This window comes from Streptomyces sp. NPDC057445 (genome assembly GCF_042802855.1).
In the GTDB taxonomy this organism is placed as follows: Bacteria; Actinomycetota; Actinomycetes; order Streptomycetales; family Streptomycetaceae; genus Streptomyces.
The window spans coordinates 1-12,156 of sequence record NZ_JBHVDH010000048.1; the positions used below are offsets into that span (position 1 = coordinate 1).

Consider the following 12,156-nt stretch of genomic DNA (forward strand, 5'->3'; position numbering starts at 1 on the left):
CTGCCAAGCTCACCCGCGCCCAGCTGCGGGCGTTACTGAAGAAGGCCGGCCGCCAGCGCGGCATCGACGCGGAGACTGAACGGCTGCACGAGATCTTTCGACAGCCGCATATGCGGCAACTGCCGCTGGTGGAAGACGCGATGGGCCGCCAGACCATCACACTGGTACGGAAACTCGAGATCGCCTGCATCAGCGCGGACGACCTCGCGCAGGCGGCGGTGGAGTCTTTTGAGCAGCACCCGGACGCGCGGATCATCACCAGCTTTCCAGGGCTCGGGTCACTCACCGGCGCCCGGGTGCTCGCCGAGATCGGTGACGACCGATCCCGATTCACCAACGCCAAGGGCCTGAAGGCCTTCGCCGGGGCCGCACCGGTCACCCGAGCATCCGGCAAGAGCGTGGCGGTCATGGCACGCCGGGTCAAGAACCAGCGTCTGGCCGCCGTCGGCTACGTCTGGGCCTTCGCCGCCCTGACCGCCTCACCCGGCGCCCGAGCCCACTACGACCGTCGCAGAGAGGCCGCCGACCGGCACACTGCAGCCCAGAGAAACCTCTTCAACCGCATGCTCGGCTGCCTGCACCACTGCCTCACCGTCCGCACCGGCTACGACGAGGCAATCGCCTTCCTCACCCCCAAGGCACCCGAGGCCGCTGAGGCCGCTTGACAGATCAACCGCATCGGATGTCTGGCGGAACAAGAACGCCGCCGACAAGCGCCTCCAAGCCCTCGTGAGCAGGACGAACGCCGCCTGACCTGCTGCGGCAGGCGGCGTCACCACAGGTGCAGGAAGCTCCGCACGTCGTCATAGCCGTCGACGGCGCGGCCGTCCACGTCCGTCAGGTCCGCCTCAGCCCGCGCCGCCAGCGACTGCGCCAGCGCCAGGGCTTCATCGCTGAGACGGCCGAAGCGTCGAGCGGTGTGTCCCAGGCACAGGCCGGCCAGTCCCAGCAGCGGACTCCCCGGCACAGCCCGCGTCCCGACCTTTACGCACCAGAACTCGACGAAGTCCGCGTCGTCGTCGTTCAACGCGGCCCCGACCAGAACTCCCGCCGCCTCGCCCTCTGCGGAGCGGTCGCGAAGAGCCCGCTCCAACGTCTCAACCACCACCGCGTGAGGCAGCGCAGGAGGGTTCTCGAAGCTCAGATGAGAATGCACCCCGCGAGACTACGCGGGATGTATTCAACAGGCGCCTGTCGCTGCCCCACCCCACGAGACGGGGCGAACGTTGCCTGACGCGGCACTAGTCGAAAGCCTCTGCAAGATCATTCTGGAGCACCAGAACATCGAGTTCCCGCCCGGAGAAGACCTGCCACCGCTGTTCAAGCGCGTAACGACGCTGCTGGGCCTGAACGCCGATGCCGTAGCCGACCACGCCAAGGCCAGTGCCACAGTGGTCAAGATCCTGCGCACCCTCACCACGACAGTGCAGGGCCTAGCCGAACTGCGTAACCAGCTCGGACTGGGCCACGGGCGCCCCGCACCGAGCCCAGCACTCCGCCACGCCCGACTAGCTTTGAACAGCACCGTGACCGTGACGGAGTTCGTACTCGACACTTGGCAGGATCGCATTGAGCGAGGGAAACTCCCGCCTCGTCCTCGATAGCGTTAGGCCCACTCCACGCCGAGTTTCCGTAGTGCGTCGAGCTGGTCTTGGGCGAGCTTGTCGCGCCTTGCGCGGGTGTTGGAGACCCATACGCCCAGTTTCCCTTCCCGTTCCACCCACTGCGTGAGGGCTGCCAGGCCGCGCTGGAAGGCCTGCTGCGCCTTGCCCTGCCCCCTTGTCGCGGGCGCTGCCGCTGGGGCGGGAGAGGGCGCCTGGTTGGGCTGTACGCCGAGCGTGGTCAGCCGTTCCTGCTGTTCGCTGGACAGCTGCGTCCAGGAATTCTTCTGCCGCTGGAGCCAGCGTCCGAGGTCGTCTCCTTCGAAGAGCACGCCGGGTTGGATGTAGGGAGGCTGCCGTCGGGTTCGTCCTCGGCGAGGTCGGTGAGGACGCGGTGGTGGCGTTGCCAGTCGAGTGGCCAGGGGCAGTTCCAGTCCGTGTCGATGTCGGTGAGCTGTTGCGCGCGCTTGGCCGCACGCTTCGGGTCCTTCCCGAGGCCGCCTCTCCTGCGGCGGTTGGCCATGTGCTGTCCGACGGGCACCATCGTCTCGCCTTCGCCCCACACCGCGTCCTGACGCGGGCGAGGTGTCCGGTGGCCCGCCGGTACGACCGCAGCACTGCGAGCTTGGCCTCCCAGGCTTCTTCGCCCGGCTCCCAGGCCATCCCGGCCTCGGGCGTGTCCAAGAGGCCTTGCGCCGTTCCTCCAGCTCTCCGGCCCGCAGTGCTTTGCGCTGTTGGTGCACCCACCGTCCGAGGGGGAAGCCCTTCGTGACGCCGACCTCGACCTCGGTGTCGTACGGGACGGCGTGGACGCCGGTGATCTGGTTCTCCGCACGCCAGCGGAGCAGGGCCTGGTAGCCCTCGAGCCACACCAGCGATTCCGGCCGGTAGACCCGGGTCTGCAGGAACGCCGTGATCGTCACCGCGTCGCGCGGGCTGGAGAAGTGCAGCAGGGCGGACTCAGCAGCGGCGTCGGTGCCGCCCTGCTCCTGGCCCTCGCTATCGCCCTCACCGCCGGCCCCGACGATCCTCCCGTCCTCATCGCGCTGGAGGTGGATTTTGCGTTTGCCGCTGGTGAGGGCGCGGGAGGCGAGCTGTTCGACCAGGCGCTCATCGTGCGAGCGCAGGCCCTCTATCTGGAGCTGAGTATCCGGTCGGTGTGTTTGGTCTGTTTGCCGTGCCGAGAGTGTTGCGGTGCCGGTGCCGAGCTCACGGGATTTGGGCGGCGGCTTGGCGGACGCGTGCGCTGTTGTCTGTGCGGAGTTGTTCGGTGACGTCCCGGTATTTGGTGCGTTCGTCTGTGGGGAGTTCGGTGAGGGTGTGGGCCAGGTTGTGGCGTACGCCTGTGTCGAAGTCCTTGGCGAAGACACGTGCCAGGTCCCACCAGGCCCGGCTTCCCTGGTCTCGTGAGGCGGATGACGGATGGCCCATGGAGCCGGAGCGGTGACACCGTCGTGGGCGTCCGGCGACAACCGGCTGGGACGCGGCCGACGCCGAGACGTACGACCAGCTGTGGGAGGACCTGCGCAAGACGGCCGAGGTCGTGCAGGCACACGAGCACTGGACGCTGTGCAAGCAGGAATGCCTCAGGCAGTGCGGAGTGAGATCCTCGCCCATGCCCAGGGCGTCGCGGTATTCGGCGAACCGGTCCTCGATCTCCCGGGGCTGGAGCCGGCCGCCCCGCTCGGTCAGCCAGAGGGCTGGCCGGTCGCTCGCGCGGTAACGGGGGCGGAGGTTGAGGAGGTAGTCCTCCACAGACTCGACCGCCCAGGGCTTGGCGGACTCGTTGGCGGAGGCCAGCGACCGGCTGGCCGGCGGGGAGAAGGTCAGCGGACCTGCCGCCGACGTATGTGACCCACAACATCGAGGACGGAGCCGACCCGAAGTTCATCCAGGAACAGGTCGGACATCTCTATGCCTCCACGACCGCCATATACACCGGGGTCAGCGGGGACTTCATGAACACGATGATGCGGAAGGTCCTGGACCGTGCACTCACCGCTGACCAGTAGGGATACGACATGACGGCAAAGCTGGACTACCGCTGGCACCTGCGCGAGGTCATGGCGACCCGCGGCATGTTCTCCACCACCGACCTACGGCCACTGCTGGCCGAGCGGGGCATCGACTTGTCCCCCAGCCAGACTTACCGGCTCGTGGTGGAGAGGCCCGAGCGGCTGAGCCTGAAGACACTCATGGCCCTGCTCGACATCCTCGGGTGCTCGATGGAAGAGCTGATCGAGCCGGTCGCCGTCGCCGCCCAGCGCCGCAAGGCGGCCGGGGGCGCCTCCGGCACCCACGGCGGACTCGGCGGCCTCCGGCCTACGCGGGCCCCCGTCGTGAAGGAGTAGGCCCCGCGTGACTCAGCAGCACGACCAGCCTCCCCGGTTCCTCACCGAGCCGACCGCGTTGATCGCCGAGGTCGTCCTGGCTATCGAACCCGAGCTCTCCCCGGCCGCGGTCGCCGAGGCCATCGCCTCGACGGCCAAGATGAAGTCCCATCACCGCAAACTGGCCGAGGCCCTCAGCCGGGACCCCGAACTGCTGACGTCCGGCCGCCCCGAGGGACCCGTCACTATCCAGAAACTCGTACGGGCCCTGCAGGCGGTCGGCGCCACACGGGTCGTGCTGCCCCGATGCGCCCACTGCGGCAAACAGCACCGCCTGCCCAATCTCGACGGTGACCAGCGGATCTGTGCCTACTGCCAAATGAAGCAGGCCGCGGCTGCGAACCCGTGCGTCATCTGCGGCCGGACCGCGCACGTCGCCAACCACGACCACCTCGGCCGGCCCCGCTGCGTCCTTCACTTCGACACCGGCAACCAGGACCCCGTCGACATCGTCTGCGACCACGCTGCCGCAGTCGACCCCGGCCTCGCCCGGGATGAGGTGGCCGACGCGGTCCGGGCAACCTGTCAGCTGCCCGCCCACCAGCGTCAGCTTGCCTTGGCCCTGGAGGAAAACCCCCGCTTGCTGACCGGCGAGGGTGCCCACGGGCCGCACAAGCTCATCCTCCTGATCGAAGACCTCCTGGCCCGCGGCGCCCGGAACATTGTGCTGCCGGCCTGCCCGTTCTGCGGCACCGACCGCAAGCTTCGCCACGTCCTGGACTGCCAGCGCGCCTGCCGCGCCTGCTACGAGAAGTTCCGCCTCCTGCCCTGCTCGCGCTGCGGGCGAACCAAGCCGGTCGCTACCAGGACGGTCGACGACCAGCCGCTATGTCACCCCTGCACCCGAGCCGACCCGGTCAACCACGAGCCCTGCACCAGCGTTCGCCGTAACGGTGACCAGCGACTCTGCGGACGATGCTTCCGGCCGCCGACAGCCGTCTGCGCGGACTGCGGCCGGACCCGGCCCTGCTACTTCGCCCAGAGCGAGACGCCCCGCTGCGAGGCGTGTTCCAACAGGATGCGGCCGCCCCAGACATGCTCCCGCTGCGGCAACGAACGGCCGGTGAAAGCCCGGCTTCCCGACGGCAGGCCTCTCTGCCACAGCTGCATTCGGGTTCCGGTGCCCTGCCACATATGCGGCAAGTCCAAGCCGCTCACCGGACGCGGCCCGAACGGGGAAGCACTCTGCCGGGTTTGCTACGACAAGCACCCCATCGCCAGACGCCACTGCGTCCAGTGTGGTGTTCTCGAACGGCTCTATCACCACGGGCTTTGCACCTCGTGCGCTCTCGACCGGCAGTTGACCGGCCTGCTTGGTGGGCCAGACGGCATCGTCCGGCCGAACCTGGAACCGGTGTTCCAATGCTTGCATCGGGGCGATCCCCTCTCTCTTCTCTACTGGCTTCGTGAACCCGTTCCGCAGCGTCTGCTGGCCGCTCTCGCCGCCGAGAAGGCGCCCGTGACGCACGACCTCCTCGACGGCCTTCAGCACCCGGTCAAAGCGGTCCGGCACTTGCGGGCGGCCCTGGCTGCCGACGGTGTTCTTCCGGCTCGGGACGAGCGCCTCGCCGAACTTGAGCGCTGGCTGCCCCGGGCCGTCGCCCGAATCGAGGACCCCAGCGAGCGCCAGGTCGTCCGCGGCTTCGCCACCTGGCACCACTTGCGGCGGCTCCGGCGAGACGCCGAGAAACGGCCCGTCACGCTGCACCAGGTGGTGGTCGTCCGCCGTGAGGTCAAGGCCGCAATCCAGCTGATCGAATGGCTCCGGGCCCGCAGCACGAGCCTGGGCACCTGCACCCAGCACGACATCGACGACTGGCTGGCCACCGACATCTGGGTCCGCTACCTCGCCCGGACCTTCCTGGTCTGGTCAGTACGAAACCGCCACGCTCACAGCATCCTGATCCCGATCCCGCCCAAGGACGCGGCAATGGTCCTCATCGAGCAAGATCAACGATGGGCCCACGTCCGCCGACTCGTGAAGGGAGACGGGATCGACACCGCTACCCGCGTCGCAGGGCTTCTTCTCTTGCTGTTCGCCCAGCCTCTGAGTCGGACCTCCCGGATCCGGCTAGACCAGGTCACCTGCACCGAGAGCGGGGTTGCACTCACGCTCGGGTCACACCCGACCGACCTGCCGCCCCCGCTGGACTCCCTCGTGTTGGAGCTCGTCCACCAGCGGCACGGCTACTCCACCCTCGGACGCAGTGACGATCACCCCTGGCTCTTCGCGGGCACGGTCGGCGGACAACCGATCAGCAGCCGACAGCTCATGCGCAAGCTCACCGCCCTGGGCATCAAGGCACGGCCCGCCCGCAACACCACGCTCATGGAGCTCCCCGCCGTGGTTGTCAGCCGCCTCCTTGGACTGCACATCAACCGGGCCGAGAAGTGGCCCAAGGAGGCTGGCTCCACACGAGCTGACTATGCCGCTGAGCTCTCCCGCCGCAAGACATTCTGCAAGTCCCAATAGTATAGTCGGACTTCACTACTCGCTGCTGTTTGCCCAATCTGCGAACAGACGGTCGTTAGCTACCTTCTCAACCAGCAGACGCCGTTCCTCGGTCATCTGATATCCATTCCGCAGGTCCTTAAAGAGCAGAGGCTCCCTCACATAGTCAGCGCGAGTTACACGAAGCTCGATCGCCCTAGCGAACTTCTTACCACGCGTCGTTAGCACGTCGACTTCGATTCGGGACAGAGGCAGGACCAGCCGCCCATAGGTCTGTGATCCGTGAAGGGTATTCACCAGACTCTGCCACTGATCGGTGAGGTGAACTGGACCGGATCTAATGAGTTGCATCATGGGCTCCAAACCGGCGGGAAGCTTCCGCAATGCTTCGATCACCTGCTTCGCCTCACGAAAGTCAGGACGCGGGATGGCGTACTGCAATAAATCGCAGAAGAGGCTGATGCCATCCTCGGAATTCAGCCAGGTGGCATCAATCTCTACCAACATTTCAAGTATTCCATCATCGGGTGCGCAAGTAAGGTGCACGGATGCTCTGCCCGGGTTCATGATTGGGACAAAGGACCTAACGAATGGCTCGCCCCTTTCTCGCCGCACCACTTCCCACAAAGGCCTTCGCCGCTCAATTAGTTCCTGCAACAATTCGTCGACAGTCCGATAGTATTCCTGCCCACGAATAATGCTCCATACCACAGACGGCACAAAGATCAATTGCAGGCATCGGTGCAATTCGGCACCTGTAACCGACCAACGCCCGCCGTGCACGGGGTTGGCGGCTACGTCCACTCGATTATTTTCCTCCGCCAACAACGACCGGCCAGGCCAAGAGTCGAGAAACACAACGGAGGAAGAGCCCCTTACTGCCTGGATGGCAGTTACGCAGTGCCCGCCTTCGCCGGTATCCACAAATAGCGGAATTCCTGGAGACACCGAAAGGGAGGCAAAGAGCAGAGTAATCAGGCTCTCGCCAGACACTCGAGTGCGATAAGGGACGCGCTGAACTGGGTCATTCGCAAGCAAGTCTCGATTAACAAGGGCATGAGAAATGTGTACCATCTCATACTGTGCATACCAGGCACACTCGGGAGGAGCACCGGTCAGGGTCTCGAATCGCAAAATTTGAGGATCGTAGATATCTGGTGACAGCTGTCCATAGCTAATGGGCCCAAGGCGGGCACCTATGGGCTTGTACTCGTATTCCGGCAATTCACTTGACGGGATAACGGCACCATGCAGAGCTGGCGCAAGCTCTCGGTGATCGACAATAACAAGCCCGTGCTCTGGATACTGCTCGCATGCGATGCCGGCCGCTGTGAACGCGCGGCCAATGACATCCGAGCAATCGAGGGGGTCCCGAAGCATCACCCTTCCGTCTGAAGTCACCCCGCCGTGCATCACCATCAGACCTCGTTCACCGACCCAGATGCCCAGCAGTCGCGGACCATGCTCCGGGGCCCGAGACAGCCAGCGGAGAAGTGTCAGTCCGGGCAACGACGTGGCGACCACAAATCCCTCGGCAGACGCCTCCTCGGACGTTGTGACGAGAATTGCCGGGGCTCGATACAGAAGCACATAAGCCTGCCAAAGCTCGCGCAGAGTGCGACCTCGAGTGAAGTCAGCTGCAGCAGGGCCGTGTCGTTCGAATGCCGCAGTCATCTCAGCAAAGCATCTCACGAGGGAGGCATCCGTTTCTTCATCAATAGACCCGCCTGCCTCACGCGTCTGATGGATCTGTCGAGCGTGCTGGGCGAGTTCTATCCGGTCGGCGAACCACCACAACATCATTAACATGCGCTGCTTATCGTTCGACCCCTGGAGCATTGGCCAATCCTCGGTCGGCCACTGACCCGACCCTCCGAAGTGGCGAGTCACCGTAGCATCCAACTGAAGAGCGCAATATCCGCCACGGTAGCGCCAAGTACGACACCAAATCCTATGCTGCACCAGCGAAACATGCGCGCCAGGCGTTGCTCACGGAAATCACGAAATTCTGCCGCTGTCACGGGAGCCCCCTGTTCCGGACGTAACACCCAAGCAAACGCTGCCGCCGCTGCAAGCAGTAGTACGGCAGGCCCTGCCGCCAATCCACTGATGAAATCGGAGCGAGTCTCTGCACCGAGATACTTCAGAATGGAGAAATGTACGCCGATAGCGGCCAAAGAAGTGGGCAGCATGGTGCTCGCGAAAGCCCTAAGCGTCGCAGCAGACTGTTTACGTGAGCTTAGTAATTCATCAGCCACCCATCCAGGTGCGGCATCATCCGGCCCCGGAAGCATCATTGCATCCCCTTGTGGAGGATTTTCCTCCTCTTGCTGCAGCTGTGCTGAAGCGGAATCGATCACCACACCGTCAGCCACTGGAATTCTCACAGTGAGAATGAAACGGGTGTCATTCGTGGGGCATGTAACATCAAGTCGATACGCCGCCCCTATCTCTGCGGAAGTCCCTCCGTAGTAGATGACTGACGGACGATATTCGTAGTGACCTACCAGCACATGCCGTTGAGCGCATGAATCGCACTGCTCCACGATTATGCGGAAGCTTTGCCTCCGAAGGTCCATCCGCTTTATCCCCCTAAACCGAATCTCGCGCCTTAGTGTTGCAACCCAGGCAGAGCCTGGCAAGAGCTCTGCAGCGACAGCGTGCACCGCTGGGCAGTAAGAAGCTCACCCTGCCACCGAGCGAAGTCATCAAAATGCCGAACAAACGTTCAGCGCACTGTGGATCGACCGCCTCACGGAAACCTGCACGGCTTGAGCACCGCTTCTTTTGGTGTGGTCGTTAGTTGAATCGTGCACGACGGATTTGGTTGAGCGGTCGGTGCCAGACGAGTTGTGGGTGTTGTTGTTTCAGCGGAGGTGGAACATCCGCAGGGCAGGCCGACGTCGGGCAGGTGATCGCGAAACGCTCGCTGCGACTATCGGCGGATCGGCGGGCGCATCGCCCACCGTCGAGTCCAGCGAACGGTTGGGCCATGTGCGCAGCGCGCGCTGGTCGGCGGGGCATTGCACAGGTTCTGATAGCTCGGCTTACCGATATTGACGTAGTCGAGTGAGTCGACAAACTCATCCCCGGTGATGGCGTGAACGACGACCAGGTCCGACAGGTCCGGCTCCGGGCCGTGCGCGGCCGGATCGGCCAGGAACATCAGCAGGATGGCCGTACTGTCGGCGCCCAGTCCGTAGGACAGGACGGTGGGGCGCCTGGGGTGGAACGTGGCAGGTGTCGCGGGAGCGGTGCGAGCGGGGGCGAGCTGGGACGCCGGGGCGTGGACGGACATGCGCGTGACTCCGGGAGTTCGGGGAGCGGCGGCGCGGGAGGTGCGCTCCGCGCCGCCGCGCAGTGCTGAAGGGGTGGGCCGGGGCGGTGGGCCCGCGCAGGGGGGCGGGCCCGCGCGGCCTACGCGGCCAGCACCAGCGGCTTCAGGTCCGGGTAATCGCGGTCCATCTCCAGGGAGATCAGCTCGTCCTCGGTCTGCGCGGCGTGGGTGAAGCGGGTCTCGCCTGCCGGGGCGTCCAGCACGAAGCGCATCCGGTGGATCGTGTAGGAGAGGATCTGCTCGGGGTGGAAGGTGCGCATCTCACCGCGCATCCGGCACATGGCCCGGATGATGATGCGGCCCTTGCTGATGGTGCGGATGTCGTGTATCTCGATGGTGCGCACCGACTCTTCGCCGTCGCTGTCGATGTAGGTGATGGTCACGGCCCGCTTGCCGTCCATCGCGCGGATCAGGTCGGCCAGGGTGCGGGTGGAGGTCTGACGGGCGGTGCGCTTCATCGTGTTGAACATCGGGATCTCCCAGCGACGTGGTGTGTCTTCGGTGTTGGCCGACGTGCGGCGCTCAAGCGGGCGCTACGCACCGGCAGCGAGCCGCCCCGCCCCCAGCGCCGCCGCATCGACTGGGACGCACACTGAGTCGGCCCGACGAAACGGCCCCGCCCACCGGCGGGGCCGTTTCGCGTTCTGCCAGCAGCGCGGGATGAGCGGCGGCCAGATACGCAAGAACCCCGCCGACGGGGGAGGCGGCGGGGCGCATTCAGTGTGGCAGGAGAGCGCTACGAGCGCGCCCGTTGTGCCGCTTGGCTCGCCGCGCGTTGGCGAGCCTGGCACGGCGGAAGAGCGGAGCCGGGGCAGGAAGTCGGGGCCGGCGGACGAGGCGCCGACGTGATGCGGGAGCCGAGGAGGGACGAGAGGAGGGACGACAGAGCGAGCAGGCCGCGCCGGGCCGTCAGAACAGAAAGCCTCTTCCTCCGACTATCGCGGAGAAAGAGGTGTCGGCGTAGGAAATGGGCTTGCCCAGGGGGTCTGACCAGGCAATACGCCCAAGATCACGAAAGGGGGGTTCACACCTCCGGTAGTACCTCCGGCGCAACTTTGGGTCCGCCTGTGCAGACAACTGTGCAGACAACTGTGGGTGCAACCCTCTTCGAGGGCGCCGCCGGCAGGCTTGCCCAGACCTCACGGACCGCCCGAGCCGTCGAACTGGCGCAGGAAGTCGGCCAGCTGCCGGCGCTGGCGCTGCTCTTCGGCGAGCTGCCGGGCGAGCTGGGAGCGGTCGATGTGGGACTCCACCGCTTCGAGGACCAGGCGCCGGAGCTCGGCCGGTTCGAGGGCTTCGACCTCCCACTGGACGGGCCGGTCGACGTCGAAGCCGTACCGTCGCGCGAAGGCCGGCCAGCGGGGGTCGTCCCGTTTGCCCGCGGCCGCGGGAAGTTCGTAGGCCTGAGTCTGTTCGTAGGTGAGGACGATGCGCTCGACCTTCGACCAGCAGCTGGTGCGGGCGACCCAGTCGCGTTCGATGTCGGCGCCGGAGCAGTCGAAGTCTCCGCAGATTCTCCGGGGCGCCGCGAGCGTGCGGTTCAAGTTCACGCAGCTCAGAAGCGGTCGAGACTACCATAGCCGGTGCAACACCTGTGGTGCACAGACTCGCCGATCGATTCACTCGACAAGTCGGGGCTGCGCTGCTCCCCCTGATCGGCCGGTCGAGGAGCCTGTCACCCGGCGCGTTCTAGGACGAAGACTCCGTAGCTTCGGGAGTACAGACCGCATACTTCGAGGAGAGAAGGCCGTAGATCCCCGAGCACGCCAGCCCGGGCACCGCGCGGGAACACCAATGAGGAGAGATGTTGTCCAAGCTGACCCGCGTGGAACTCACCGCCCTGCCCCACAAGCCCCGTGGCGGCGGCCTCGAGATCCAGCGAAGCTGGTCCCGCTTGGTAGCCACCCACGCAGTCGTCTCCGGTCTGTTCACCACGCTCAACGACCTGCGCGCCAGCCAGGACGACATGCGCGGCGCGATCTCCGAGACACACCGCGACCAGGCGCGCGCCGCCATCGTTTTCACCGCGGCCGGCATCGACGCCTGCCTACGCACCCTGCTGCGCGACGCCCTTCACACCCTGCTGCTCACGGACGGCTCGGCACACGGCGCATTCATCAAGCACTTCAGGGATGGCCGCCTCCAGGGTGAGCTGACCGAGGCCACCAAGAGGGCCGTCGTCGACATCGACCCGCGCTCCGCCCTGATCGACCTTTACGTAAACGACCTCGCGGGCTCCAGCATCCAGGGCGCCGAAGACCTCGCCAAGTGCCGCAACGCCCTAGGTGTTCTGTCCCGGGAGGTTGTGGACGGGTGAGGCAGGTCTCGGCTGAGGGATCTTGAAATGGGTGAGGGCCTTCTGGCCTGGTGTGGATT

At 65.6% G+C, this 12,156-nt stretch carries 13 protein-coding genes and 1 pseudogene; 6 read left to right on the forward strand and 8 right to left on the reverse strand.

What is annotated here, in order from left to right; all coding sequences use genetic code 11:
• Window positions 1-665: transposase (locus ACFU5O_RS37040; protein ID WP_384247335.1), on the forward strand; the 665-nt coding region annotated here is incomplete at its 5' end.
• Window positions 666-772: 107 nt separating this feature from the next.
• Here ACFU5O_RS37040 and ACFU5O_RS37045 read toward each other — a convergent pair.
• A complete protein-coding gene (locus tag ACFU5O_RS37045) occupies window positions 773-1,156 on the reverse strand; it encodes a hypothetical protein (RefSeq protein ID WP_384247337.1) in 384 nt (127 codons plus the stop codon).
• 70 nt (window positions 1,157-1,226) lie between these two features.
• Here ACFU5O_RS37045 and ACFU5O_RS37050 point away from each other — a divergent pair, with 70 nt between their 5' ends.
• On the forward strand, window positions 1,227-1,604 hold the full coding sequence (locus ACFU5O_RS37050; RefSeq protein ID WP_384247340.1) for an abortive infection family protein: 378 nt from the start codon (window positions 1,227-1,229) through the stop codon (window positions 1,602-1,604).
• 2 nt (window positions 1,605-1,606) lie between these two features.
• Here the strand turns inward: ACFU5O_RS37050 and ACFU5O_RS37055 are convergent.
• Both ACFU5O_RS37055 and ACFU5O_RS37060 read right to left on the reverse strand, forming a co-directional pair.
• Window positions 1,607-2,737: pseudogene (locus tag ACFU5O_RS37055) on the reverse strand (helicase associated domain-containing protein); the annotation flags it as partial.
• Between the two features lie 73 nt (window positions 2,738-2,810).
• A complete protein-coding gene (locus ACFU5O_RS37060; RefSeq protein ID WP_384247367.1) occupies window positions 2,811-3,356 on the reverse strand; it encodes a hypothetical protein in 546 nt (181 codons plus the stop codon).
• Between the two features lie 95 nt (window positions 3,357-3,451).
• Between ACFU5O_RS37060 and ACFU5O_RS37065 the strand changes: the two genes are divergently transcribed.
• The 3 genes from ACFU5O_RS37065 to ACFU5O_RS37075 are packed head-to-tail and all read left to right on the forward strand — an operon-like array spanning window position 3,452 to window position 6,464.
• Window positions 3,452-3,613: a hypothetical protein gene (locus ACFU5O_RS37065; RefSeq protein WP_384247343.1), complete on the forward strand. Its 162-nt coding sequence runs from the start codon at window positions 3,452-3,454 to the stop codon at window positions 3,611-3,613.
• Window positions 3,614-3,622: 9 nt separating this feature from the next.
• Window positions 3,623-3,952, forward strand: coding sequence for a helix-turn-helix domain-containing protein (locus ACFU5O_RS37070; RefSeq protein ID WP_384247346.1), 330 nt, complete (start codon window positions 3,623-3,625; stop codon window positions 3,950-3,952).
• A gap of 7 nt (window positions 3,953-3,959) precedes the next feature.
• Window positions 3,960-6,464 carry a hypothetical protein gene (locus ACFU5O_RS37075; protein ID WP_384247348.1) on the forward strand — a complete coding sequence of 835 codons (2,505 nt, stop codon included), beginning with the start codon at window positions 3,960-3,962 and terminating at the stop codon, window positions 6,462-6,464.
• Window positions 6,465-6,479: 15 nt separating this feature from the next.
• Here the strand turns inward: ACFU5O_RS37075 and ACFU5O_RS37080 are convergent, their stop codons facing one another.
• The 5 genes from ACFU5O_RS37080 to ACFU5O_RS37100 all read right to left on the reverse strand — a co-directional run bounded on the left by ACFU5O_RS37080 (window position 6,480) and on the right by ACFU5O_RS37100 (window position 11,330).
• Window positions 6,480-8,282, reverse strand: a complete 1,803-nt coding sequence (locus ACFU5O_RS37080) for a hypothetical protein (protein WP_384247351.1) — start codon at window positions 8,280-8,282, stop codon at window positions 6,480-6,482.
• 47 nt (window positions 8,283-8,329) lie between these two features.
• Window positions 8,330-8,818, reverse strand: coding sequence for a hypothetical protein (locus ACFU5O_RS37085; RefSeq protein WP_384247353.1), 489 nt, complete (start codon window positions 8,816-8,818; stop codon window positions 8,330-8,332).
• Between the two features lie 560 nt (window positions 8,819-9,378).
• Window positions 9,379-9,741 (reverse strand): hypothetical protein, encoded by a 363-nt coding sequence (locus ACFU5O_RS37090; protein ID WP_384247355.1) that lies wholly within the window; start codon window positions 9,739-9,741, stop codon window positions 9,379-9,381.
• Window positions 9,742-9,860: 119 nt separating this feature from the next.
• Entirely contained in the window at window positions 9,861-10,250 is a 390-nt protein-coding gene (locus tag ACFU5O_RS37095; protein WP_384247358.1) for a WYL domain-containing protein, read from the reverse strand.
• 669 nt (window positions 10,251-10,919) lie between these two features.
• Window positions 10,920-11,330: a hypothetical protein gene (locus ACFU5O_RS37100; protein ID WP_384247361.1), complete on the reverse strand. Its 411-nt coding sequence runs from the start codon at window positions 11,328-11,330 to the stop codon at window positions 10,920-10,922.
• Between the two features lie 254 nt (window positions 11,331-11,584).
• On the opposite strand from ACFU5O_RS37100, the gene ACFU5O_RS37105 reads away from it, so the two are divergent.
• Window positions 11,585-12,097 (forward strand): hypothetical protein, encoded by a 513-nt coding sequence (locus ACFU5O_RS37105; protein ID WP_384247364.1) that lies wholly within the window; start codon window positions 11,585-11,587, stop codon window positions 12,095-12,097.
• Window positions 12,098-12,156 lie beyond the last annotated feature (59 nt).

Bases quoted from the DNA above. Each gene is read 5' to 3' on its own strand.
- ACFU5O_RS37070 (WP_384247346.1), top strand. From the start codon at position 3,623: ATGACGGCAAAGCTGGACTACCGCTGGCACCTGCGCGAGGTCATGGCG.
- ACFU5O_RS37080 (WP_384247351.1), bottom strand. From the start codon at position 8,282: ATGCTCCAGGGGTCGAACGATAAGCAGCGCATGTTAATGATGTTGTGG.
- ACFU5O_RS37090 (WP_384247355.1), bottom strand. From the start codon at position 9,741: ATGTCCGTCCACGCCCCGGCGTCCCAGCTCGCCCCCGCTCGCACCGCT.
- ACFU5O_RS37095 (WP_384247358.1), bottom strand. From the start codon at position 10,250: ATGTTCAACACGATGAAGCGCACCGCCCGTCAGACCTCCACCCGCACC.
- ACFU5O_RS37105 (WP_384247364.1), top strand. From the start codon at position 11,585: ATGTTGTCCAAGCTGACCCGCGTGGAACTCACCGCCCTGCCCCACAAG.